Here is a 23,652-nt window from a genome sequence, read left to right on the forward strand (position 1 = left end):
CCCGCCGACGTGCCCGGCGCGCTGATCGTGCGTTTACCTGACCTCGAAATCGTCTTCCAGCGTCACTTTCCTGAAATCGGTCACCAGGGCGTCGATCTGCATGTGCCAGCGGCCCGGGACCGGCAACGGCACCTTCTTCACGTGCCAATAGCCGTCGGGACCCAGCGCGGCGCTGCGTTCCAACGGCTCGACGCCGCGATCCGGCAGGCTCAGCGTCAACGTCGCCTCCTTGGCGGCGAACGGGCTCGCGTCGCCGTTCATCAGTTGCAGCACAAATTCGTTCTGTCCGACCTTGCCCGGCGCGATCAGCACCTGGAACATCGCGGCATCGGTGTGGATGTGGACCGCGAGCGGAACGTCGTCTGACATTGCCAGCACGCGCGGCGGCGGCGTGAAGCGCCATAGCGCGACGAGACCGAGGATCGCGATCATCAGCACGAACTCGAGCGCGATCGAGCGCTGCAGCGGCCGCGTGCGGTGAAATTCGCGCGCGATCGCCGGCGTGAACACCAGCCGGTTCAGTACAGCGAGCGTGAGCAACAGCGACACCAGCACAAGTTTGACGAGGAGAATGTTGCCGTATCCGGTGTCGATCAGTGCGCCAAAGCTTTCGAGCTGAACGACAGCGAGTGCCAGGCCGGACAAGGCGATCAACGCGACGACCGGCACCGCAAGCGTTGAAAAGCGCCCGAGCACCCGCAGCAGCGAATCCTTGCGCTGCCAGGCCAGCACCGCCAGCGGCCCGAGCGCACCCATCCAAAACGCCAGGCCAACGCCATGGATGAACAGCGCGGTCCGCGTCAGCCATTGCGGAGAGGCAGTGGTGGCATGACCGCTGACCGCAAGCGACAGCCCGACACAGATCATTGCGACCGCGGTGCGGATCCAGGCCGCGCTGAACGACGGGCTGCGCCAGGCGATCGCCGCGATCAACATCGCAGCAATCGCGAGCAGCAGTGCAGGAAACAGGCTGGTGCCGGCGGCGCTGGCCCACGCCGCCCATGTCAGGATGCCCGTGATCGGCAGGTTCAGCAGGTCGACGCCCTGCAAGCCAAGCGAGGCGACCGCGCCGATGAGGCCGATCGCCAGCGACCACATGATCAGCCGTTCGCCGGCCGGGCCCTGCCCGATCCATGCAGCAAAGAACACACCGCCGACGCCGGCAAACAGCCCGAGATAGTGCCCGAGCCGTGCCAGCCAGATCAGCGCATGCAGCACGCCGTCGCCAGTTGGCGCCGCCGAGCCGGTGACGACGCCGATCGAGAACAAGAGCGAGCCCGCGACCGGATGGCCGTCCTGCGACACCACGCGATAGCTGACCACCTGCGTACCCTGAGGCAAGTCCGCCGGCAGGGTCACCATGACAGATTGATCGACGGCGCGGATCGCGACGTCGCGCGGCTTGCCCGCAGCGTCGAGCAGGCTGACCGCGGTCGGCGCCACCGCCTCGTTGAAGCGGAGCACCACTGTCTTCGGTGCCTCCGTCACCACGCTGCCATCCGCAGGTTCAGCGGCGATCAGAACGGCATGCGCACGGGCCGAGGTCGCAAGACACAGCGCCAACAGCAGCGCAGCCAGGCCCGTTACAACCAGACTTGCGACCGCCCGCACGGCTTACGACTTCGGCAACAGCTTGACGCCGGGCGCCGGCGTCTTGCTGCCATGGTCGTGCCAGCCGCCCTGCCCCTCAGCCGGAACATCGATCCAGCGGCTGACGCCCTGTTCGCATTCCTGCACGACGGGAAAATACAACGTGGTGTTCGGCTTCAGCGTATCGGTGAGAAACGTCTGCATCACGAACTCGTCGTAGTTCTGGTCGGAGAGCTTGCCACCGCTCCAGGCGACTTCCTTCACGCCCTCGGAGAGCTTGGCGCCGTGATAGTCGTATTGGGCGGCGTATTTGCCGGTGACCGTATCGAGAGTCCAGCCGGGCTTCGGCATCGGCTTCACCCCGATCACGCCTTCCGGAATCTGCACGCGGATCTTGATCGTCGCCGATCCCGCGCAGCCATGCGGCACGGCGAAGACAGCCTTATAATACGAACCGACCGCCGCCTGCTTTCCTTCAAGCGTGATATGAGCGACCGCCGGCGACGCTGCGAGCAGCGCCGCCGTGGCAATGAAGAGCGTGTGTGATCGCATGGCTTCCTCACATCTTCTTCATGTCCATGTGACCGGAATGGTCGCCATGGCCGGAGTGGTCGCCGGCACCCGGCGCCTGCGCACCGACAGCCTGGACGTCCAGCGAGACCGAGACCTTCCCGGCCTTCTCGAATTCGAGCGTGACCGGCACCTTGTCGCCCTGCTTCAGCGGGTTCTTCAGGTCGAACATCATCAGGTGATAGCCGCCCGGTGCGAGCTTCACGATCTTGCCCGGCTCGATGGTCAGTCCCTTGTCGAGCGCACGCATCTTCATGACGCCATTGTCCATCGACATTTCGTGGACTTCGATCTTGCCGGCGACGTCGCCGGAGCCCGACACCAGCCGGTCGGGCGTCGTCCCCTTGTTCTCGATCGTCAGATAGCCGCCGCCGATCTTGGCGCCGTTCGGCGTCGCGCGCGTCCACGCCCGCGTGATCACGAGGTCGCCGGCCTTGACGTCCTCCGCGCGTACGGACGTGGACACGAGCGCGGCAGTCAGCGTCGTGAGGGCGAGGATGCGAGAGAACGATTTCATGGTGACGGCTTCCTTTCAGATTGAAGTAGTTGTGCTATCGGATTGTTGCGGCGTGGGCCTCAGACCATTTGCTCAGATCGGCGATTTCGGCCGATCCTTCGATCGTTGTGATCGTTCCGTCACGAGCGATCAGCATGGTTCGCGGGATATCACCTTGCCATGCCGGATCGATCTCAAATCTCAATCGCTCGGCAAAGCCGTCGCCAAAAATCCAGTTTTCGGCGGAAGCGAGCCCGGCGTGATCCAGCATCGATCGCGTCGCCTCGGGAAGGTTCGGAACCAAATCCGCGCTGATCGTGACGACGTCGATATCGGGATGATCCTTCATGAACTGGCCAAGCTGCGGTAGTTCGACCTTGCATGGTCCGCAGGTCACGCCCCAAAAGTGCACCAGGGTCGGATGACCGGCATGCGCATGCAGCAGCTTCTGCCAGCTGCCGCGTTCGAACGGCTTCGGCGCGCCCTCGCCCGCCGCCAGTGCGGACGGCAGCGTTGCGAGCAGGACAAGAGCAGCGAGCAAATGACGTTTCATGGTTCGCCCTCGATCGCTTGAAAATGGTAGCCGTCGGCCTTCGTCATCCACGACAGGTAGGTCTGCCGACTGTCCGAGACCAGCAGCGGATGGTCGGAGCTGTCGGCGGTGTCGGCGATATCAGTGGGCTTCGACCATGTCGCTCCATCGTCGTGCGACGTCATCAGATTGATCGATGTCTTCTGCCCGTCGAACTCCTTCCAGGCCATCACAAGCCCCCGCGGCCCTGCGATGATCTGCGGCCGTGACGGGCTGCGGTTCGGCTGACCGATCTGAAGCGGATCGGAGAAGGTTTTGCCGCCGTCGCGTGACCGCGCATAGAACAATCCCTTGCGCGCCTTTCCGTTGGTGTACCACGTCACGTGGTAGGTTCCTGCGGACGAGATGGTCAGGCTCGGACCGTGGTGCGGGCATGCCGCGATCTGCCAGTCGTCGCGGCTCACCCGATGCACCTCGCCGGGCGTAGCCAGATCGTTGAATGTCACGATCGCATGGTCGCGCACGCCGCCTTCGAAAATATTCCGGAACACGACCACCGGATGGCCGGCACCATCGAACGCCAGGGCGAGACGGCAGCATTCGCAGGTGTTGTCGGCCACGAGCCGCGCATCGGAATAGGTCGCGCCACCGTCCTTCGAAGTCGCAAAGAACAATCCGGCACCGTCATACTTCTCGCCGCGCCGCTGCGCCGGCACGCGGTTGCGCTTGTCGAGCCAGACCGCGAACACGGCGCCGGCTGGATCGAAGCCGATCGCCTCGAACCGCTGGCTCTCGTTGTTGGTGGTGACCGGCTTCGGCGGATCGAAGCTGCGCCCGCCATCGGTCGACCGCGTGGTCAGCACCTGCCCGTTGAAGGCTTGATCGCGGAAGGTCGAGAAAGCCAACGCGAGCTCCCCCTTGGCGTCGATCGCAACCTTCGGCCGCGCGTCCGGCCCCCAATCCAGATTGAGCCGCTCCCGCGTCACCTGCACCGGCGTGGAAAAGCTCCTGCCCCGATCTTTCGAGCTCGCGACGGAGATCTGGCCTCCGGCCATCCAGGCCAGCCACAACGTCCCGTCCGGCGCGAAGGCAGGCGTGACCTTGGTCGCGCAGCGCAGCACGGTCTCCTCGCAGGCCGCTTCGGAGGCGTGCTGATGGCTCATCTGTGCGATGGCAAGGTTCGGCAAGACCGCAAGCATGACCGTTGCCAGCACCGTCAGAGTCGCAGGTTTGCGGTATGTCATCGATGCGCTCCTCACTTGAACGCAATCTTCATGCCCGCCACGAAAGCGCGCGGCGATCCGGCATAGATCGAGTTGGGCGAGTTCGCCAGTACGCTCGCGGGATTTTGAATGCCCGCCGCGGTCACCGAATTCGTGATGTTGTTCGCCGAAGCCACGTAGGTCCGATCGAAAACATTCCTCACCTCGACGTAAAGATTCAGCGTCTTGAAATAATCGGAGACGAGACCGGTCGTGTAGTGCAGGTTGAGATTGACGAGTTCATAGCCGGGCGCCCTCAAGAGGTTGGCGTTGTCCATGTAGAAGCCATCCTTCCACTGGACCTCGACGAGCCCGCCCAGTCCCTGCAACGGACCCGACAATTGGTCGTAGCCCAACCGCGTCGTGAGTTCGTTCGGCGAGATGCCGGGAATCTTGTTGCCGGCACGATTGAAGCTGAAGACAGTGCCGTTCGTGATGTTCTCGACGTATTCCGTGTAGACCTCGTCGAGATAGGTGTAGGCGGCCGAGAACCGCCAGCCCGGCAGGAATTTCCAGTCGGCGGCGAGTTCGACGCCGCGATGTTCCGATCGCGGCGCATTGAACGTGTAGGAGATGCCCGATTGTGGAGTTGCCTGCGAGACGAGCTCGTCCTTGAAGAATTCATAGAACCCGGTGACGCTTACCTTGAGCGCATTGTTTGGCGTCCAGTCGGCGCCGATGTCGTAGCCCAGATTCTTCTGCGTCTGCAGCTGCGTGTTATTGCCCGAAGCGCCGCTCGGCAGGACGAAGAGATTGCTGACTTGCGGTGTGCCATAGCCGGTTGCCACGCGGCCGCGGAATTGCCAGTCGCTGTTCAGCCGGTAGAGCAGCGCAAGCTCAGGCGCGGTATTCTGGAATTGCCGATCCGCGGCCGTGATCGCCGTGGTCGTCGCCCCGGCCGCGCCGGTGTAGGTATAGGCAGTGTTTCGCCCCGTGAGGTTGGTGGTCTCCCAGCCGATACCGGCAACGGCTGTCAGCGCAGAGGTGAGCTTTAGTTCCTCGCGCGCCCGAAGGCCGTAATTCGTCGTCGTGCTGAACAGATTGCTGGACAGGCTTCCAGGCGTCGCATTTCCGCCCGGCACCACATTGCGCGTGTCGCTCGAAGCGGTGAGCGTATTGTAGAAGCCGCCGAAATAGGCCGTCGAATCCATCCCGAAGATGTCGCCGCGTCTGACGACGTCGCTCATGTAGTTGTAGGACGGGAAGTCACCGATTGCGCTCGTCGATCCCGTCGGTTGGCTGATATTGCGGTCGTCGAAGACGAACTGGTTGCGCCAGGTGGTCTGGTTGTCGAAGTCGTGCTCCCAGCGGCCGCCGACGATGGTACGGCGATCATCGCGCCCAAGACCCGCCTGGACAGCGGTCTCCTTGTCGGTCCCTGCCGCCGAATTGAACCCGTTGTTGAACAAGGTCACGGTTCCACACCCCGGCGCGGCCGTCGTTCCGGTCGCGCAGCCCTGCTGGAACGGGTTCTGGTTGAACTGATTGAGCGACGAGCGGATCGGCAGGCGCGCCGTCAGGTCATTATTGATCAGCTTGAACGTGAAACGATCGTCCGGCGTGACCTGCAACGTGCCGAGGAAATTGACAGTCTGGGTATTGAACCAGCTGTTGCCGATATAGCCGTCGCCACGCGCGTCGCTCGCGAACAGCGAGCCCTCGAAATTGCCGACCTTCTTGCCCGCGGCCAGATAGTTGTTGAGATAGCCGAAGCTGCCGCCGTCGACGCCGTATTCCACGCCGTCGATCGTGCCGCCCGGCCGGGTCCGGAAATTCAACGCGCCGCCGGTCGCATAGTTGCCGTAGAGCGCCGATGATGGCCCGCGGACCACGTCGATCGCGCCATAGGCGTGTGGATCGATCAGGTCGCTGCGAGACAGGCCGTCTGGCTGAGTGACCGGAAAGCCGTCGTCGAAGATCACCAGATTGCGGATGCCGAAGCCATTGCGAGCATTCGACCCGCGGATCGAGATGCCGAAATCACGCGGGCCGTTGCCCTGCTTGATCGAGATGCCGGGACTGTCGCGCAACACGTCCGCGACCGAGAAGGACCGCCGATTGTCGAACTGGCTGCGATCGACGGTGGTTTGCGTCTGACCGGCGGGCCCCTGGTTCAGGCTGTCCCGCGCCGCGCTGGGCGTGATGCGCTGCGCGCGGCCGGCCGCCACGGCCAAGGGCGCCAGCGGCCGTGCGGGCCGCCGGGCGGCAACCGCGCGCGTCTTCGGCTTGGACCTTGCCGGTTTCGCTCGCGCGGCCTGCGGCGCATCGACCGTGACGGACGGCAGCGTCGTCTGGGCCTCTGCCCAACTTGTAAGCATGGAAAGCCCGAGGCCCAGCGTGAGCGCACTGGCTCCGGCCCGCGGATGAAGTCGAAACATGGATGAATCCTGACACCGGCTCTGCGGCCGGCTTGCTCTAAGGCACTCGCCGACGCGCGACGCGCACCGGCAGCGAGAACGTCGTCAGGAAAAAACCGGCGGCGCGCGGGCTTGCGCGGACAGGCGCGCCTGCGAGCGATCGAACTCGCCGGCGAAATCAAGCCAGGCGATCCGCGTCGAAGGCCGCTCGACGGCGTGAGCCGTCGTCTCCGGGCTATCAACGGGCGCACCGGTCTGCAGCACGCTGCATGCGGAGCAACAGCCGTCATGGGCATCATGACCGGACTGGTCACCCTGCCCGGCTCCGGAGCCGGCATTGCCATGGCAGATGGTGGCGGCCGCGAGCGGGTCGGACGCGGCAAAGCTCGCCGCCCAGCAGGCCCCGATCGGTGAGAAAATCTGCACCAGCAGGGCAACCAGGACTATGGGCAGAAAAATCTTCAGCCGCCGGCGCATCGCAAAACCCATCCGGGACGGAACTAACCACCACAGCCGTCGGAAGTCGAGATCATCGACATCGCTCGTTTCTTCCGGCTGACGGAAATTGCCGGGCGTGACACTTGCGTTACGGCCACTCCACAGGCCTTTGTATCCCCTTACCCTGTCACGTGTTTTCAGCTCGCTTTCGCAACTGCCGGTGGCACCATCCCAATCATTTCGCAAATTGCTCGAAATTTGAACAATCGTTGCCGAAAATGATGACAAGGCTGGAAAGATAGTCTACCAATTCGGGCTCAGGCCAGCCGCGAGGTGTGTCCTGGTGGTCCAAGTCTCGGGAGGAGCCCGACGCGCACAAGCAGCGTCACCCCATCAATCAAGATCAAACCGAATTTTTGGGGCAAATAGGGTCGACACAATTTTTGGAGCAGGGCTTGGAGCCCTGCTCTTTTTTTATGTGATGATCGCACAGCGCTATGACTCCATCGTCGAATCCAATCGAACGCAGCTTTGAACTCGCAGCAGCCGCTTGCGATGATCTGACGCCGTTGGTGTACCAGCGCTTGTTTCGCGAACATCCCGAGGCGCAGACGATGTTTCGCACCGAAGGCAGCGAGCCGGTGAAAGGCTCGATGCTGCAGCTCGCGATCGAAGCCATCCTCGATTTCGTGGGCGAGCGCCGCGGACATTTTCGCCTGATCGAATCCGAGGTGTTCTCGCATGATGCCTATGGGACGCCGCGCGAATTGTTCGTCGCATTCTTTGCCGTGATCGCGGACTGCTTGCGCGACATTCTCGGTGAGCAATGGTCTGCGGACGTCGATGCTGCGTGGCACAAGCTGCTTCGCGACATCGAGGCCATCGTGCTGCAGCAGAAACATCTCGTGGACGCGAAGGCGTAGCGTCACCGTTCCGATTGTGACACACTCCCTTTATCCGCGGCGCGTGCAACTGACGCCGACGGTCAGAAAAACCAAGAGGGAGCAAACAATGCCAGGGACCGACAAGGGGATGGACAAGGCGTCGACGACTCGGCGCGATCTTCTGCAATTGGCGGCGGCAGGCGGAGCTGCGGCCAGCCTGTTCGGCGGAATGGGCGTGACGTCCGCGCTCGCAGCCGAAATGGGACGTTCGGAAAAACCGCTGAAGGCCGCGTTCTCCAACGCCGGACTGCAGGCGACATGGTGCGCGCAGGGCAAGCAGGCCGCCGAATTCTGGGGCAAGCTGTTCAATGTCGAGGTGACATGGTTCGACGGCCAGCTCGATGCCGTCAAGCAGCGCGCAGCGATCGACAACATGGCCTCGCAGAAATGGGACTTCGTCGCGATCCAGGCGTTCGGCATCGGCACGCTGACCCAGCCGGTGCAGAAGATGATCGACGCCGGCACCCCCGTGATCGACATGGACACGCTGATCGCGCCGCTCGACCAGATCAATGTCCATTCGTTCCTCGCCCCCGACAACGAGTTCATGGGCGCCTCGGTGACGCAGGCGCTGTGCAACGCGATCGGCGGCAAGGGCAAGGTCATCATGACCCAGGGTGCGCTCGGCCACACCGGCGCGCAGGGCCGCGCCAAGGGCTTCAACTCCGTCGTGAAGCAGTTCCCGAACATCGAGGTGCTGGATACCCAGCCCGCCGATTGGGACGTCTCCAAGACCGCCCGGCTCTGGGAAACCTATCTGACGAAGTATCCGCAGATCGACGCCGCCTTCTTCCACAATGACGACATGGCGCTTGCCGCCGCCAACATCATGAAGGCGCACAACCGCACCAACATCCTGATCGGCGGCGTCGACGCCATGCCGCCGGCGATCCAGGCGGTCAGCGAAGGCCGCATGTACGCAACCGTGCGCAATCCGTCCTGCCGCATCCATGGCGGCGCGATCGTGGCGGGCGTCGCAGCCGTGGTCGGCGGCGAGAAGAGCGGCCAGGGGATTCCGAAGAACGTCGTGACCGATGGTCCCGTCGTGACCAAGGCCAACGCCGCCGGCATGCAATGGATGGAGGATCACTTCCTGATCTGAGCGGTCCGCATGTCGCAGGGACGCTCCCCGATCCTCGAGTTGAACCAGATCACGAAGGCCTTCGGCGGTGTCGAAGCCCTTCGTGGGGTTGACTTCGCGCTGCACGCCGGCGAGATCCATGGTCTCGTCGGCGAGAACGGCGCCGGAAAAAGCACGCTGATGAAGATCATCGCCGGCGTGCATCCGGAGTTCTCCGGCCGTTTCGTGCTCGACGGCAAGGAAACCCGCTTCCGCTCCACCCGCGACGCGCACGCCGCCGGCATCGGCATGGTGCATCAGGAGCTCAGCGTCGCGCCTGATCTCACCGTCGCCGAGAACGTCTTTCTCGGCAACCAGCCGACCAACCGCCTCGGCTTCGTGCAATGGCGGCGGATGGCGCGCGAGGCCGGCGAGCAGCTGTCCCGGTTCGGCATCGACGTCGATCCGATGACGCGGCTCGGCGACCTGCCGATCGGCCTGCAGCAGCTGATCGAGATCGCCCGCGTGCTGTTTTCCGGCGCGCGCATCATCATCCTGGACGAGCCGACCTCCACGCTCTCCCCGCCCGAGGTCGAACGCCTGTTCACGACGCTGCACAGGCTTCGTGACGAAGGCACCAGCATCGTCTTCATCTCGCATTTCATCGAGGACATCCTGCGGGTCTCCGACGTGGTGACCGTGTTCCGCAACGGGCGGAAGATCGCCGAGACCGCGTCCAAGGACACCACCAAGGGCGCGCTGATCGAAGCCATGATCGGCCGCGGCGGCGAGGCGCTGGAGCACAGCTACACCGATGACCTGATGCTCCCGCAACCCGGTGGCGGTTCGACGGTGCTGAAGGTCGCTCAGCTCTCGCTGCGCCGCAGCCTGCAGGACGTCTCGTTCGAGGCCCGCGCCGGCGAAGTGCTCGGCATCTATGGCTTCATGGGCTGCGGGCAACTGGAGCTGTCGCGGATTCTGTTCGGCAAGCTCCGGCCGGACGGCGGAACGCTTGTTGTCGATGGCTCCGCCAAAACATTCCGCAGCACCGCGGCGGCGCGGCGGGCCGGCGTCGCGCTGGTGCCGGAGAGCCGCCGCGCCATGCTGTTCCACCAGGAGCCGGTCTACAAGAACATCTCGATCAGCATCCTCGAGCGGATCTCGGCGCTGCTGCTCAAGCCTGTGCGCGAGCGCGCCATCGCCCAGCGCCAGGTCGAGCAGTTGCAGATCAGGCCGCCGGTGGTCGGCCTTGATCTCGGCATGCTCTCCGGCGGCAACCAGCAGAAGGTGGCGCTGGCGAAATGGCTGACCTACCCGCCGCGCCTGCTGGTGCTGTGCGAGCCGACCCGCGGCATGGATGTCGGCGCCAAGAACGACGTGATCAACATCGTGCGCGACCTCCGCGCCAAGGGCCTTGCAATCATCGTGCTGTCGACCGAGCCGGAAACGGTGCTGTCGCTGGCCGATCGGATCCTGGTGCTCAAGCGCGGCGCGGTGGTGCGCGAATTCGCAGGCGAAGCGGTCAGCAAGGATCGGCTGCTCGAGGCGGCCTAATGGAGTGGGATGATGGCGAGCAGTGACAGCGCGACGAGCCCAGCCGATCACAAGCGGCCACGCGGGCTGGCGCCGTTCCTGCGCTCGCAGATGCGCAACATCGCGCCGTTCCTGACGCTGATCTTTCTCAGCGGCTTCTTCGCGATCGCCAGCCCCTCCTTTGCGACTATCGACAATCTCGGCAATATCCTGACGCAGGTGTCGGTCACCGGCATCATCGCCGTCGGCCTCACCTTCGTGATCCTGTGCGCCGAGATCGACCTGTCGATTGCCAGCATCGCCAACGTCACCGGCATTGCGGTGGCGTACTTCACGCTGCAGGAGTCCTACGTCAACATCGCCAATGTCCCGATGTCGGGCTTTGCCGCGATCCTGCTGGCGCTGGCGCTGTGCGCACTGCTCGGCCTCGTCAACGCGCTGGGCCTGACCATCATCGGCATCCCCTCCTTCATCATGACGCTGGCCATGATGCAGATCGCGGCCGGCGTCTCGGCGCTCCTGGTGCGCGGCCAGATCGCCTACAAGGTGCCGCCGCTGATCACGACGCTCGGCTCGAGCTCGATCGGCGGCATCCCCTGGATCGTGATCGTCGCCGCGGTGATGCTGCTCGGCGGCCATCTCGTGCTGACCTACACGCGGTTCGGCCGCTACGTCTACATGGTCGGCGGCAACCGCGAGGCCGCGGAATTTGCCGGCCTCAACGTCAAGCTCATCCTCGGCAGCGTGATGGTGATCTCGGCGGTCTGCTCCGGGATCGGCGGCATGCTCGGCGTCGCGCATTTCGGCAGCGCGCAGCAGAACGAGTTCGACACCTATCTCCTGGATTCGATCGCGGCCGTTGTGGTGGGTGGCACCAGCCTGTTCGGTGGCCGCGGCGGCATCGGCAACACCATCGTCGGCCTGTTCGTGCTCGGCGTGCTCAACAACGGCCTCGACCACGTCAATATCGACAGCTTCCTGAAAATCCTGATCCGCGGCCTGATCCTGCTCGCCGCGCTGATCATCAACGTCTACGCGCAGCGGTTACGGGAGCAGGCGGCGGAGTGAACTGGCTAAGGCCGGCTCAGCATCATGGTGATGGAAGCGCTCGTCCTCTCCAGTTGTCGATATCGCGACACATCCACCGCTGTCGTCCTGGCGAAAGCCAGGACCCATACGCCGCCGCGTGAATTGTGAACGGGACTCGTCATCCCAACGTCGCGTAACAATGATCATTCGGGGTAATGGGTCCTGGCTTTCGCCAGGACGACGATGAGTATGGGGACGCAGCTTCGCGTTCTCGCGACATAATTTGCCCGAGCTTTGCTCTTCGTTCCGCCCTCTCTCTTGAAGAGGGCGCAGGGAAAGCCGGGTGCCGATCGCACCCATGGGCCCCGTGCATAGGATAGAAAGCACGGGCGGTAGGACCACAGGTGTAACCGGAAACAACCCGGCCTTCCCTGCGCGATGGCTTACGGCTTATACGTGCTCTCCCCGGCGAGACCGGGCTTTGTTGTCACCGTTCTCGCAAGGCGCATCGCGCTTCGCGAAAAGACACCTACCACTAGGGCGTCAGGCCTGCACGACTTCGCCGTCCGCATCATGCGCATTCGTCGACTGCGCATTCGGCGTCCACCGCATCTCGACCCACGTTCGTGACGACCGCGAAGCGCACCCTCGATCGGGTGAGACGGGCGGATTCATATATTGAGTTGCCCTTCTGATAAAGCGAAATATTTTTGCTACGGGGGCTTGCGCCGTCGGGCAACTCAGTGGCATGGGCGCCCTCAGCGAACCCCAAGCCGCCGACCGCGCGCAAGCACGGTCGATTTGTCCTGGAATGCAGGGCGTTCGGCGAGCGCTGTCAATGGCGTCAAGTCATGCTATGCTGATCATGTTCGGCAACGTCGCGGAGCAATAGCGGTGATCCATCCGGGGGTCAGTACTGGGGAATCTCCGCCGAAGAGGCGCGTGCTCGCTATTCTGGCTGCTGATGTCGTCGGGTATGCTCGCCTCACCGAAGTGGCGGAGGAAGCCACTCACGTCCGCCTCCGCGCGCTTCGCTTTGGCGTGATCAACCCGTGCATCGTCTCCTATCGCGGCAAGATCGTGAAGAATACGGGTGACGGCTATCTCGCCTCGTTCGATTCCTCGCTTGATGCCGCGCGGTGCGCGGTCGCCTTGCAGCATGAAGTGGCCGCGGTGCAGAGCCGAGAAGGACATGATCGGAAGATACAATTCCGGATGGGTCTGAACGTTGCACAGACCATCGTCGAATCGGAGGACATTTTCGGAAAGGGCGTCAACATAGCGGCGAGGCTCGAGCAGTCAGCGCCGGCTGGCGGCGTCATAATTTCAGATGAGATGTTCCAGGAGATCAAGGACCGGCTCGAGGTAGCTGTCGAAGATCTCGGCTTGCTCCGGCTCAAGCACCTTTCGCGACCCGTCCACGCTTACTCTCTCCTGCTGCCGGAGGCCGAGCGATTGCCGCCAAGCCGGGCGAGCCGTCAGGCCAAGGTGCCCTTCATCGCGGTGCTGCCGTTTCGTACGCAAGGAAGCCCGGAGGACGATTACTTCGGCGATGGGACGGCCGACGAGATCGTTGTGGCGCTTCAGAGCATCCGTGGCCTGTTCGTCATCTCAAGCATGTCCACGCTTCCCTATCGTACCGGACCGGTCGACAGCCAGAAGGTCGGCCAAGAACTCGGCGTCCGTTACGTCTTGAGCGGCAGCATCCGCCGGGCCGACAAGCAGCTTCGCATTGGAGTGGAGTTGAAGGACGTCGAAGCCGGCATCGTGCTGTGGGCAGATCACTATGACGGCGATGTCTCCGAGCTATTTGAATTTCAGAGCCGCATTGCCACGCGCATCGTGTGGAGTATTGCTCCCCAGGTCCGCGAGGCGGAGCTGAAGCGGGCGCTCCGCAAGCGTTCGGACAATCTCAATGCCTATGAGTTGCTCATGAAGGCGATCGACTTCATGTATCGCATGAATTTCTTCGACTTCGGCCGAGCGGGCGAATTGTTGCAGGCCGCGATCGCTTCGGATCCGAATTATGCGACCGCCTATGCCTATGCCGCGCTTTGGCACATTCACAATGTCGCACAAGGCTGGGGCGCCGAGGGCGGCCCCGACGCGGCGGAAAGTGCACGCCTTGCCGCTGCCGCGGTCGATCGTGCGCCGGCTGACGGCTTCGCGTTGGCCGTTCTTGGGCACACCAAAGCACTTTTATTCAAAGACTATGATGCGGCGCTCGACCTCTTTGATAGAGCATTGAGCGCGTCGCCCGGAAATGCTATGGCTTGGACGCTTAGCAGCGGCGTGTACGGCTACCTTGAGGAGGGGCAATCGGCGATCACGCGCGCTGAACAGGGATTGCGTCTATCGCCGGCCGACACACAGGCATATTTTTACCTGATGTTCCTCGGCCAAGCGCATTACATCAGTGGCAATTTCGATGAGGCGGTCGTCTGGGCACGCAAGACCGCTGCTTTAAACGGACGGCTATCCGCCAACTTGCGTGTCCTGGCAGCGGCCTATGTTGCGAGTGGCCGAGGCGCAGAAGCGCGGGCCGTCGCCAAGACTCTTCTTGAGATACAACCTCGATTCCAACTTTCGGCCTACAGTGAGCGGTGCCCATTCAGAGAAGGTCTGCGGGAGCGCTTCATCGATCATTTGCGGCAGGCGGGTTTGCCAGACTGAAGTCGTGGTGCATTTTCATAGCGAACGACAGGAGGTCCGTGATGGGGGGCAATTGGTTCGGAAGCGGGTTCGGAGGCAACTGGACAGGCGGCTCGGGTGGCGGCAATGCAACGCCCGTTTATGCCATGCGGGCTGACCGGCCCCTTGCCGAGATCGCGATACCACGGGCGTACAACGCGAAGTTCACGGAAGCGGAATGGGATCCGGATTTGCGCGCCACGGCGATCCTGCCCGAATTCCTGGCGCAGCAGATCGGAGGCCAGCACTGGCAGGCGGCGGTCGCGCTACCACCCCCCACCTACCCGGTCACGACGCAGATGATCGACGAACTCCTTGTGCTGGCGGTCGCGGAGCGACCCGAAGCGCTGGGCGAAATCGTGGAGGAAGATCAGAATTTTCAGCTGCGCTGGCTGCAGCTTCTCAACATCAATGCCGCATCCTACCCGCACACGTTCCTGCTGATGAAGATCATGGCCCGGATCGGCGAGTTCACGATGGTCCAGCTCAAGCTCCAGTATTCGAACATGGCTGGTGCCGCCCCCCCACCCTATTGGTACCAGCCGCGACCAAACCAGGTCTGCCCGACACTGTATCCGCCGGTCGCGGTCCCGGGGCATCCAGCCTATCCGGCCGGGCATGCGCTCATCGGCACGCTCACGTCCGCATGCCTTGCCGACCTGCTGCCTCAATACAGCCAGGCATTGAGCGCGTTGGCTGCGCGAGTCGCGATGAACCGGATGATCGCGGGATTGCATTATCGCGAGGACATTGATGCAGGCGCCAGGTCAGCGCTCGCCTTGAAACCCTTCCTCACGGCTTGCCCGTTCTATGCCGCCACGTTCGCGCTCGCGCAGACCGAATGGTAGCGAGATCGCGCCCAACCTGAACCACTGGACCGGGAGGGAGCCATGAAGCCCTGGGAAATGCCCACCGGCTATGTACGGGTGCTGGCGCAGCGCAATCAGCACGACACGCTGGTCCAGGCTGCCAATGACATGTTGGAGGGCCGGAGCCCGGCCGAGCAAATGCGGGTTTACGCCGACGCGAACGCGAAGCACGACTTTGTCGTCGACACTGAATTCGGCGCTGTGCCGATCTGGGACGGCGCCGATCGCCGACCAGCGATCTCTGTCATCGACAGGGGCAAAAAGGCGCGCTCGCTCCTCGCGCTCGATAAATCGAGGAAATTCCTGATCCGCGCCTACGTTGCTCCCGCGAGCCTCGCGAAATCGAATTTCAACGATGGCGAGCCGGTCTGGTCCGACCCGGATCTAAGCAGCAACTATGCCTTACCGCCCGCAAACCAGGCCACAGGCGACACCCACCAGGTTCGGCAGGACCTCGACACGACGACGCTGCAGGACAACGGACTTTATGGTGGAGGCGTTGCCGTCGCCATCGTCGATACCGGCATCTGCAGACCGCACCTTGCCAAGCGGCTTGGCTTCAACCCGGCCCTTGATGTCGGCAATTCCTGGACGCCACCGACCCTGGCGACGACGCCGGGCCTCAATCGCATCGGACATGGCACGATGTGTGCCTATGGCGTGCTCGCGATTGCCCCGAACGTGGCGCTGCTCGACTATCCGTTGCTGCTTGGGCGACCGGCCGGGGAGCACACCGTCAGCGCAACGATCGGGGAAATGATGCGCGGCTACTTGGTCCTGATCTGGCGCTGGGCGATCATCGGCTCCATTTCGCAGAGCGCGCTCGTGGTCAACAACAGTTGGGGCATCTTTCATCCGAGCCTCGACGAATTTCCGGCCAACGATCCCAGGCGTTACATCGACAATCCCAATCACCCCTTCGCGCTGTACATCTGGTTGCTTACGGCATTCGGAGCCGACGTGGTTTTCGCCGCCGGCAATTGCGGGAACGGATGCCCGAGTGCTGTGTGTCTGCAGCGGACGGCGGGAATGATCATGGGTGCCAACGCATATGACGACGTGCTGACGCTCGCCGGTTGCGATATCCACGATGTGCGCGTCTGTTATTCCTCGCAGGGGCCGGCCATAGCGGGCATGCCTCCGCAGAAGCCGGACATCACCGCCTACACGCAGTTTCTCGGCTCGAAGGTGCTACGGGGCCCGCGCGGCTTCGAACCGGACACCGGAACGTCTACATCATGCGCCATCGCCTCCGGGTGCATCGCTGCGCTGCGAACCCGGCAGCCACCGACGGCGACGGATCCGGCAGCCATGATTGCAGTATTGCAGGCGACGGCGTTGCCTGCGGGTGGCGCCGTGCCCAATTACGATTACGGCTATGGCGTCGTTCGGCCGGTGGCGGCGGGGCGGAGCCTCGGCATTATCCCATGACCCGCAAATGGCCCGCAGAGCCCGCATCAGGCGTCAATGCTGTTCGCTCATGAAACTTGTCGAGGCCGACGGGCCGAACGTCCGCTCATGGTCACTTCCGCACCCATGCGCTGCAGCAACTGCAATGACATTTCCGAACAAGCCCAGCCCGGTCGGCGCTAACCTCCGCCGGGCAGCGGAGGGTTACTCTTTTGTCAGCGGCGACGGCGCATCGCGATATGACCGGGAGGGTTAGCAGGAAAATCGCCATTGCGGCCGGGCTTGCTCTAAGTCAGGCCGCGGTAGCAGCACCGCCCGATAGCCCAAATCCCGCGCTTGCCCCATGGTTTGAGAGCCTGAAGCAACCAGGCACCGGTGCATCGTGCTGCTCGATTGCAGATTGCCGGACTGTTGAGTTCCGACAGGACCGAGACGGCTACGAAGTACTAATCGATGGTCGCTGGAAGTTGTCGGCGCCATTTTGGCTGCGGGTCCCGCCAAACAGGATCATCGACAGAACCGACAACCCGACGAACCGCGCCGTGGTCTGTTTCACGCCTGAGGCGGGCGTTCTCTGTTTCGTGCGTCCGGCCGAAAGCTAGTCCATGCCGCTGCGGCTTGATCTTAGTTCCTCAGCGGCAGGCTTCGAGGGGTGACAAAGGTCGTACCAACGAACACCGCGACCGCCTGAGATAACCCCTCATGCTCCGCGGAACTGCTCGCCGAACATTCCTTGCCGATCCTCGTGGACGCGAATTCAACTTGCCGCACACGACGATCGATACTCCCGGTTATCTGGCAAAATCCGGCCGCCAGTGGCGCAATTCTCGCGCCGCGTAGGTGACTGTGCCGATCGTCGTGTAGGACGCTGCTTCCAGCATCATGTTGCGCGCGAGCTTGAGGGCCCGTGCCTCGCAGATCGCGCGCTGCTTCGCGTCCGCGATCCACTCGAAATCGATGTTGTGCGCAAGGCCAAGGATGCGCCGGATAGTCTTGGCCGCGGCAAAGCCGACGGTGTCCTGAAACAGCCGCGCCATGTAGCTCTGTCGTTCGGCCTCCAGCCGCGCGGCCCCCGCCTCACCTGCGAACAGCGACACCGGATAGCCGTCGCCCTTGGCCTCGTTGCGCCACAGCGCGAGGAACTTGCGCGAAAATTCTGTCCAGACACCCTCGATGGTCTCGAGCAGCCACGCCTCGAACGAGGCGCGCTCGCCCGCCGTGCGCTCATGGCCGGCGGAGGCCAGGTAGGCCATCAGGAGGTTGCCGATGACGGCGCCGATGTCGAAGCCCATCGGGCCGTAGAAGGCGAATTCGGGATCGATCACCTTGGTCTCGGTTTCGGTGACCATGATCGAGCCGGTGTGCAGGTCGCCGTGGAGCAGCGCCTCGGGGCTCGCCATGAACTTCAGCTTGAGCCTGGAGATCGCGACATGGAGGTCGAGATCCTCGCGGAACGCCGTCGCCGTTGCGTCGAGATACGGTGCGGTCCAGCGGTTCTGCTCGGCGATGCGATAGGGGTCGGTGAAGATCAAATCCTCGGTGATCTTGCAGAGCGCGTGATTGCCGGCGAAATCGGCGATCCCCTGCTTCTTCTCCGCGGCCGACAGCGCCAAATCGGATGTGAAGAACAGCGTCTGCGCCAGGAAGGTCGAGATATCCTCGACAAAGCGCGGATAGCGCGTGGCGCCGATCAGCCCTTTGCGCATGATGATGTGGGGCTCGAGCAGCTCCATCGCGGTGAGCGCGAGCGGCGCGTCATGATGCAGCACTGCCGGCACGAGTTTTGGCGCCAGCCGCGCCTGATGCACCAGCGCCAGATGTTCATAATGCGCCCGCGACAGCGGCAGCGGCCAGCTTTCGCCGACCAGCCGCACATAGGGCAGTGCCTGCTTGACGGCGATGCCGCCGCTGGTGCCCTTGACGATGAAGACGAGGTTGAGATTACCGTCACCGACCTCGCTGATCGACCAGTCGGCCGGCGCTCCGCCAAGCTGCGTGACGATGGCGGGAAGGCTCGCTAGATAATCCCGCAGATCGGCTTCCCGCAGGATTCGATAGGCGCTCTGCCCGGAGCCTGGTTGGGCCCGCAGGTTCATCTTGGTCGCCTCCTCCGCATCGCCGGGGTGAGGTTGATCCTCACTCCATCGGCACCAGATCCTGGTCGGTTTTAGAACGGCATCCCCATCAGCTTCGACAGCCGCTCGATCGAGAGATAGCCGGCATAATAGGCCCACATGCCGATCGCAAAGATCACGGCCGAGATCAGCGTGGTCCACAGCAGCTTGCGGCCCATTCGCGCCATGATCGGCGCGCCGGGATCGGTGCCGGGTGCGCCAACGCCGTCCTCATGCTGGCTGCGTATGCCGAACGGCAGCGTCAGGAACAGCACGAGCCACCAAAGGACGAAGTAGATCGCAAGCCCGGTGGTGATCTGGTACGCCATGTGGGCTCAGGCCTGCTCGATCTCGACCAAAGCGCCGGAAAAGTCCTTGGGGTGGAAGAACAGCACCGGCTTGCCGTGCGCGCCGATCTTCGGCTGGCCGTCGCCCAGCACCCGCGCGCCCTCGGCGATCATGCGGTCGCGGGCCGCGATGATGTCGGGCACGTCGTAGCAGACATGGTGGATGCCGCCATCGGCGTTACGCTCGACGAACTTCGCGATCGGCGAGGCCTCGCCGAGCGGCTCGATGAACTCGATCTTGGTGTTGGGCAGCGTCACGAACACGGTGATGACGCCATGCTCCGGCAGCGGTACCGCGTCGGAAATCTCGGCATTGAAGGCCGTGCCGTAAATCTTGGCGGCCTGCCTGGCGTCCTTGACCGCGATGGCGACGTGATTGAGGCGGCCCAGCATATCTCTCTCCCTTTGTCGTTGCGCACGCCTTGAAGGCGTGTGTCAGACCGTCAGAACGTGCACGACGCAGATCGGCTTCTTGCCCCACTGCTCGTTCAGCGCGGCCCGCACCGCACGGCGCACCGATTCCCCGAGTGCGTCCGGATCGCGGCGCCGCGGCCGGGGCAGGCCCTCGATCGTCGATACCACGACATCGAACACGATGTCGTCGAACAATTCGCCCGCGGCATTTTTCTCCGGCATGCCGACGAGATCAACCTCGGGATCGTCGACCATCTCGCCCTGCGCGGTCATGGCGACGGCGACGAAGGCGCAGCCGGCGAAACCCATCCGCCGCCGCTCGACCACGGCGCGCGACTTGGAGTCCTCAAGGATGGTTCCGTCCTTGTAGAGCCGCCCCGATGGCACTTCGCCGACGATGCCGGGATCGCCGGGCCCGAGCTTGACGAGGTCGCCGTTGCGGCAGGTCAGGACTTTCGGGACACCCGCGGCGCGCGCCAGCTTGGCGTGCTCGGCGAGATGCAGCGCCTCGCCATGCACAGGGATCAGGAGCTGCGGCCGCACCCAGGAGATCATGTCGCGCAGCTCGTCGCGACGCGGATGGCCGGAGACATGCACCAGATGCTCGCGGTCGGTGATGATTTCGACGCCCTGGGTCACCAGCCCGTTGATGATGCCGCCGACCGCCTTCTCGTTGCCGGGGATGGTGCGGGAGGAGAAGATCACGGTGTCGCCCCTGTTCAGGGTCACCTGCGGATGATCGTTGTTGGCGATCCGCGCCAGCGCGGCGCGGGGCTCGCCCTGGCTGCCGGTGCACAGCGCCAGCACCTTGTCGGCTGGGAAATGGCCGTAATAGTCGGTGCTGCGGAATTTGTGCGAGCTGTCGAGATAGCCGCATTCGCGCGCGACCTGCACCACGCGCTCCATGGCGCGACCGACCACGACGACCTCGCGATCGGCGGCGTTCGCGGCGTCCGCCACCGCCCTCACGCGGGCGACATTGGAGGCGAAGGTGGTGACCGCGACCCGGCCCTTGGCCGCCTTGACCAGCTTCTTGATGGTGGCGGCAACCTCGGTCTCCGAGGGCGAGCGCCCGTCGCGCACCGCGTTGGTGGAATCGCCGACCAGCGCCAGCACACCTTCGTCACCAAGCTCGCGCAGCCGCCGCTCGTCGGTCGGCAGGCCGATGATCGGCGTCGGATCGATCTTCCAGTCGCCGGTGTGGAGCACGGTGCCGACATCGGTCTTGATCGCCAGCGCGTGCGATTCCGGAATCGAATGCGCGACCGGGATGAACTCGACATTGAACGGGCCGATATCGACCCGCCCGCCCGACGGGATCACCGTGATCGGGATCTTGGGCGGATTGCGCTCGGCGGCGCATTTGGCCTCGAACAGCGCCGCGCTGAACTGCGTCGCGTAGATCTTGCAGCCGAGCTTCGGCCAGAGATCGATGATCGCGCCGAAATGGTCCTCATGGGCGTGCGTTAGCACGAGGCCCATCAGATTGTTGCGCTCTTTCTCGAGGAAGCGCACATCCGGCATGATCAGGTCGATGCCCGGCAGATGCTCCTCGTCGCCGAAGGAGACGCCGAGATCGACCGCGAGAAACGAGCGCTGGTGGCGGTTGCCGAGCCCATAGATCGACAAATTCATGCCTATCTCGCCGACGCCGCCGAGCGGTGCAAAGGTAAGCTCGTCAGGTCGCGCCATCAGTTGGCCCTCACTGTGGCTGCGGTGCCGAAATAGACCTCGCCGGCCGTTACGGGCAAGCGCTGCCCGGCCACGGTGCGGACGATCAGGCAGCCGGTGTCGTCGATGGTGTCAAAGGTACCTTCAACGGTCGCCGTGCCGGTCTGGACCGCGACCCTGTCGCCGAGGCCGGCTGCGCGCTCCAGCCAAAGCCTGCGGATCTCCGGGAAGCCGCGGCCATCGTCCCAGATGCCGCGAAACTCGACCCAAGCATCCGACAATGCCACAAACAGCTCTTCCGCACCGATCTGGATGCCGAGCGCAGCGAGCGATACCGCAGGCGTCGGCGTGCCCTCGGGCGCCGCAACGACGTTGGTGCCGATGCCGACGACGACTGCAAGCCGGTCGCCGACCGCCTCGGCCTCCAGCAGGATGCCCGAGAGCTTCTTGCCGTTGGCCAGCACGTCGTTCGGCCATTTCAGGGTGAATTTCGGGCTGTCCGGCCCGAGCCGCAGCGCCGCCTCGATGCTAACCTTCCGCAACGCAGCTTCGAGCGACAGCCCAGCGGCAAAGCCGAGCGTCGCGGCAACCGCCGGCTGAACGTCGGTCACCTCCAGAATGCTGCTGGCGAGATTGCCGCGCGGTGCGACCCAGACCCGCTGACGGCGTCCGCGGCCAGCGGTCTGCTCCGGCGTCACGAACCACATCGGCCCGCGCTCGCCATCGCGCGCGCGCAGCATCGCCTCGGCATTGGTCGAGCCGATCTGATCGAAGGCGGCGAGCTTATAGCCCGCCGCAATGGCCCGGGGTCCGAGCGTGAAGGTCATAGTGAGGTTATGCGCATGATCCGATCCGAAAGCCAGCGTCCTGTTTTCGGGATCATGTGCTTTAGAACAGCGACTTCGCCGCCGCCGTGGCCACGCTCACCAGCGGTCCGGGATAGGCGAAGAAGAAGATATTGAAGATGCCTGCGACCGCTAGCACGGTGCGCAGCTCGACGCGGACCGGGTCGAGCTTGCCGAGCGGCTGGTCGAAATACATCACCTTGACGATCGACAGATAATAGAACGCGCCCACCACGCTGGTCAGCACGCCGATCACCGCGAGCGTGAACAGGTTGGCCTTGATCGCGGCGACGAACACGTACCATTTGCCGAAGAAGCCGGCGAGCGGCGGCACGCCGGCCAGCGAGAACAGCAGCATCGCGAAGACGAAGGCAATCAGCGGGTTGGTGCGGGACAGGCCGGCGAAATCGCTGATCTGCTCCAGCGCCTGGCCGTTGCGCTTCATGGCAAGGATGATCGAGAAGGTGCCGAGCGTCATCGCGACATAAATCGCGATGTAGATCAAGACGCCCTGCGCGCCCTCGACCGTGCCGGAGGCGAGGCCGACCAGCGCAAAGCCCATATGGCCGATCGAGGAATAGGCCATCAGCCGCTTGATGTTGGACTGGCCGATCGCGGCGAACGAGCCCAGCGCCATCGAGGCGATCGCCACGAACACCAGGATCTGCTGCCACTGGGTAACGATGCCCGGGAACGCGGTCAACGTCGCACGGGTGAACACGGCGAGCGCCGCGACCTTCGGGGCCGAGGCGAAGAACGCCGTCACCGGCGTCGGTGCGCCCTCATAGACGTCGGGCGTCCACATATGGAACGGCACCGCCGAGACCTTGAAGCAGAGGCCGGCGAGCAGGAACACCAGGCCGAACACGATGCCGATGCTGCCGGTGGTTGCGGCGGCCGCGATGCCGGCGAAGCTGACGGTGCCGGTGAAGCCGTAGATCAGCGAGGCGCCGTAGAGCAGCATGCCCGACGACAGCGCGCCGAGCACGAAATACTTCAGGCCGGCCTCGCTCGACTTGGCATTGTCGCGCTGGCTGGCGGCGACGACGTAGAGCGCAAGGCTCATCAGCTCGAGGCCGAGATAGAGCGAAATCAGGTCGCCGGCCGAGATCAGCACCATCATGCCGAGCGTCGATAGCAGCACCAGGATCGAGAACTCGAAATTGCGGGTCGATGGCTGGGACAGGTACTCGGTCGATAGGATCAGCGTTGCCGCCGAGGCGATCAAAGCGAGGATCTTCAGGAAGCGGGCGAAGTCGTCGACGATGAAGCTGCCGCCGAAGGTGACGAGCTTGCCGGCCGGCAGCCAGAGCTCCAGCACGCCGGTCAGCACCAGGAGACACACCGCGAGCGCGGTGATCAGCCGGGTCGTCCCCTGCCCGCGATAAGCTCCGATCATCAACAGCACCATAGCGCCGACCGCGAGCACCAGCTCCGGCAGCACCGGCTGCAACTGATAACCTGCACTGGAAAAGCTCAT

20 protein-coding genes are annotated in these 23,652 nt (G+C 63.8%); 7 read left to right on the top strand and 13 right to left on the bottom strand.

What is annotated here, in order from left to right; translation table 11 throughout:
- Positions 1 to 33: 33 nt before the first annotated feature.
- The 7 genes from AAFG13_RS05810 to AAFG13_RS05840 all read right to left on the bottom strand — a co-directional run bounded on the left by AAFG13_RS05810 (position 34) and on the right by AAFG13_RS05840 (position 7,533).
- Entirely contained in the window at positions 34 to 1,611 is a 1,578-nt protein-coding gene (locus tag AAFG13_RS05810) for a copper resistance protein CopC (protein ID WP_342711404.1), read from the bottom strand.
- 3 nt (positions 1,612 to 1,614) lie between these two features.
- Positions 1,615 to 2,142, bottom strand: coding sequence for a DUF1775 domain-containing protein (locus tag AAFG13_RS05815; RefSeq protein ID WP_342711406.1), 528 nt, complete (start codon positions 2,140 to 2,142; stop codon positions 1,615 to 1,617).
- Between the two features lie 7 nt (positions 2,143 to 2,149).
- Complete coding sequence (locus AAFG13_RS05820; protein WP_342711407.1) at positions 2,150 to 2,677, bottom strand: copper chaperone PCu(A)C; 528 nt, start codon at positions 2,675 to 2,677, stop codon at positions 2,150 to 2,152.
- 34 nt (positions 2,678 to 2,711) lie between these two features.
- Complete coding sequence (locus AAFG13_RS05825; RefSeq protein ID WP_342711408.1) at positions 2,712 to 3,209, bottom strand: TlpA disulfide reductase family protein; 498 nt, start codon at positions 3,207 to 3,209, stop codon at positions 2,712 to 2,714.
- Complete coding sequence (locus tag AAFG13_RS05830; RefSeq protein ID WP_342711409.1) at positions 3,206 to 4,432, bottom strand: sialidase family protein; 1,227 nt, start codon at positions 4,430 to 4,432, stop codon at positions 3,206 to 3,208. Before AAFG13_RS05830 ends, AAFG13_RS05825 begins: the two co-directional genes overlap by 4 nt.
- 11 nt (positions 4,433 to 4,443) lie before the next feature.
- Positions 4,444 to 6,828 (bottom strand): TonB-dependent receptor, encoded by a 2,385-nt coding sequence (locus tag AAFG13_RS05835; RefSeq protein ID WP_342711410.1) that lies wholly within the window; start codon positions 6,826 to 6,828, stop codon positions 4,444 to 4,446.
- 84 nt (positions 6,829 to 6,912) lie between these two features.
- Entirely contained in the window at positions 6,913 to 7,533 is a 621-nt protein-coding gene (locus AAFG13_RS05840; RefSeq protein WP_342711411.1) for a DUF2946 domain-containing protein, read from the bottom strand.
- 209 nt (positions 7,534 to 7,742) lie between these two features.
- Between AAFG13_RS05840 and AAFG13_RS05845 the strand changes: the two genes are divergently transcribed.
- From AAFG13_RS05845 to AAFG13_RS05875, 7 genes are all read left to right on the top strand, one after another.
- Positions 7,743 to 8,168: a globin gene (locus AAFG13_RS05845; protein ID WP_342711412.1), complete on the top strand. Its 426-nt coding sequence runs from the start codon at positions 7,743 to 7,745 to the stop codon at positions 8,166 to 8,168.
- A gap of 88 nt (positions 8,169 to 8,256) precedes the next feature.
- Positions 8,257 to 9,291 carry a sugar ABC transporter substrate-binding protein gene (locus tag AAFG13_RS05850; RefSeq protein ID WP_212314838.1) on the top strand — a complete coding sequence of 345 codons (1,035 nt, stop codon included), beginning with the start codon at positions 8,257 to 8,259 and terminating at the stop codon, positions 9,289 to 9,291.
- Positions 9,292 to 9,300: 9 nt separating this feature from the next.
- Positions 9,301 to 10,803, top strand: coding sequence for a sugar ABC transporter ATP-binding protein (locus AAFG13_RS05855; protein WP_342711413.1), 1,503 nt, complete (start codon positions 9,301 to 9,303; stop codon positions 10,801 to 10,803).
- A 12-nt stretch (positions 10,804 to 10,815) separates the two neighbouring features.
- On the top strand, positions 10,816 to 11,850 hold the full coding sequence (locus AAFG13_RS05860) for an ABC transporter permease (protein ID WP_212314841.1): 1,035 nt from the start codon (positions 10,816 to 10,818) through the stop codon (positions 11,848 to 11,850).
- Positions 11,851 to 12,753: 903 nt separating this feature from the next.
- Complete coding sequence (locus AAFG13_RS05865) at positions 12,754 to 14,484, top strand: adenylate/guanylate cyclase domain-containing protein (RefSeq protein WP_342711414.1); 1,731 nt, start codon at positions 12,754 to 12,756, stop codon at positions 14,482 to 14,484.
- A 41-nt stretch (positions 14,485 to 14,525) separates the two neighbouring features.
- A complete protein-coding gene (locus AAFG13_RS05870; RefSeq protein WP_212314847.1) occupies positions 14,526 to 15,350 on the top strand; it encodes a phosphatase PAP2 family protein in 825 nt (274 codons plus the stop codon).
- A 42-nt stretch (positions 15,351 to 15,392) separates the two neighbouring features.
- Positions 15,393 to 16,802, top strand: a complete 1,410-nt coding sequence (locus AAFG13_RS05875) for a S8/S53 family peptidase (RefSeq protein WP_342711415.1) — start codon at positions 15,393 to 15,395, stop codon at positions 16,800 to 16,802.
- A gap of 770 nt (positions 16,803 to 17,572) precedes the next feature.
- On the opposite strand, the gene mtnK is transcribed toward AAFG13_RS05875, so the two are convergent.
- The 6 genes from mtnK to nuoN all read right to left on the bottom strand — a co-directional run bounded on the left by mtnK (position 17,573) and on the right by nuoN (position 23,652).
- Positions 17,573 to 18,877: an S-methyl-5-thioribose kinase gene (mtnK, locus tag AAFG13_RS05880; RefSeq protein ID WP_342711416.1), complete on the bottom strand. Its 1,305-nt coding sequence runs from the start codon at positions 18,875 to 18,877 to the stop codon at positions 17,573 to 17,575.
- 71 nt (positions 18,878 to 18,948) lie between these two features.
- On the bottom strand, positions 18,949 to 19,224 hold the full coding sequence (locus AAFG13_RS05885) for a DUF1467 family protein (RefSeq protein ID WP_212314852.1): 276 nt from the start codon (positions 19,222 to 19,224) through the stop codon (positions 18,949 to 18,951).
- 6 nt (positions 19,225 to 19,230) lie between these two features.
- Positions 19,231 to 19,635: a methylmalonyl-CoA epimerase gene (gene mce / locus AAFG13_RS05890; RefSeq protein WP_092114633.1), complete on the bottom strand. Its 405-nt coding sequence runs from the start codon at positions 19,633 to 19,635 to the stop codon at positions 19,231 to 19,233.
- Between the two features lie 42 nt (positions 19,636 to 19,677).
- Complete coding sequence (locus tag AAFG13_RS05895; protein WP_212314854.1) at positions 19,678 to 21,348, bottom strand: ribonuclease J; 1,671 nt, start codon at positions 21,346 to 21,348, stop codon at positions 19,678 to 19,680.
- A complete protein-coding gene (locus AAFG13_RS05900) occupies positions 21,348 to 22,154 on the bottom strand; it encodes a biotin--[acetyl-CoA-carboxylase] ligase (RefSeq protein ID WP_212314856.1) in 807 nt (268 codons plus the stop codon). Before AAFG13_RS05900 ends, AAFG13_RS05895 begins: the two co-directional genes overlap by 1 nt.
- Positions 22,155 to 22,215: 61 nt before the next feature.
- Positions 22,216 to 23,652: an NADH-quinone oxidoreductase subunit NuoN gene (nuoN, locus tag AAFG13_RS05905; RefSeq protein WP_092114636.1), complete on the bottom strand. Its 1,437-nt coding sequence runs from the start codon at positions 23,650 to 23,652 to the stop codon at positions 22,216 to 22,218.

Source organism: Bradyrhizobium sp. B124, from assembly GCF_038967635.1.
Lineage (GTDB): Bacteria > Pseudomonadota > Alphaproteobacteria > Rhizobiales > Xanthobacteraceae > Bradyrhizobium.

Coding starts and splice junctions, on each gene's coding strand:
- AAFG13_RS05815 (WP_342711406.1), bottom strand. CDS start 2,142: ATGCGATCACACACGCTCTTCATTGCCACGGCGGCGCTGCTCGCAGCG.
- AAFG13_RS05820 (WP_342711407.1), bottom strand. CDS start 2,677: ATGAAATCGTTCTCTCGCATCCTCGCCCTCACGACGCTGACTGCCGCG.
- AAFG13_RS05825 (WP_342711408.1), bottom strand. CDS start 3,209: ATGAAACGTCATTTGCTCGCTGCTCTTGTCCTGCTCGCAACGCTGCCG.
- AAFG13_RS05830 (WP_342711409.1), bottom strand. CDS start 4,432: ATGACATACCGCAAACCTGCGACTCTGACGGTGCTGGCAACGGTCATG.
- AAFG13_RS05835 (WP_342711410.1), bottom strand. CDS start 6,828: ATGTTTCGACTTCATCCGCGGGCCGGAGCCAGTGCGCTCACGCTGGGC.
- AAFG13_RS05845 (WP_342711412.1), top strand. CDS start 7,743: ATGACTCCATCGTCGAATCCAATCGAACGCAGCTTTGAACTCGCAGCA.
- AAFG13_RS05850 (WP_212314838.1), top strand. CDS start 8,257: ATGCCAGGGACCGACAAGGGGATGGACAAGGCGTCGACGACTCGGCGC.
- AAFG13_RS05855 (WP_342711413.1), top strand. CDS start 9,301: ATGTCGCAGGGACGCTCCCCGATCCTCGAGTTGAACCAGATCACGAAG.
- AAFG13_RS05860 (WP_212314841.1), top strand. CDS start 10,816: ATGGCGAGCAGTGACAGCGCGACGAGCCCAGCCGATCACAAGCGGCCA.
- AAFG13_RS05870 (WP_212314847.1), top strand. CDS start 14,526: ATGGGGGGCAATTGGTTCGGAAGCGGGTTCGGAGGCAACTGGACAGGC.
- AAFG13_RS05875 (WP_342711415.1), top strand. CDS start 15,393: ATGAAGCCCTGGGAAATGCCCACCGGCTATGTACGGGTGCTGGCGCAG.
- mtnK (WP_342711416.1), bottom strand. CDS start 18,877: ATGAACCTGCGGGCCCAACCAGGCTCCGGGCAGAGCGCCTATCGAATC.
- AAFG13_RS05885 (WP_212314852.1), bottom strand. CDS start 19,224: ATGGCGTACCAGATCACCACCGGGCTTGCGATCTACTTCGTCCTTTGG.
- mce (WP_092114633.1), bottom strand. CDS start 19,635: ATGCTGGGCCGCCTCAATCACGTCGCCATCGCGGTCAAGGACGCCAGG.
- AAFG13_RS05895 (WP_212314854.1), bottom strand. CDS start 21,348: ATGGCGCGACCTGACGAGCTTACCTTTGCACCGCTCGGCGGCGTCGGC.
- AAFG13_RS05900 (WP_212314856.1), bottom strand. CDS start 22,154: ATGACCTTCACGCTCGGACCCCGGGCCATTGCGGCGGGCTATAAGCTC.
- nuoN (WP_092114636.1), bottom strand. CDS start 23,652: ATGAGCTTTTCCAGTGCAGGTTATCAGTTGCAGCCGGTGCTGCCGGAG.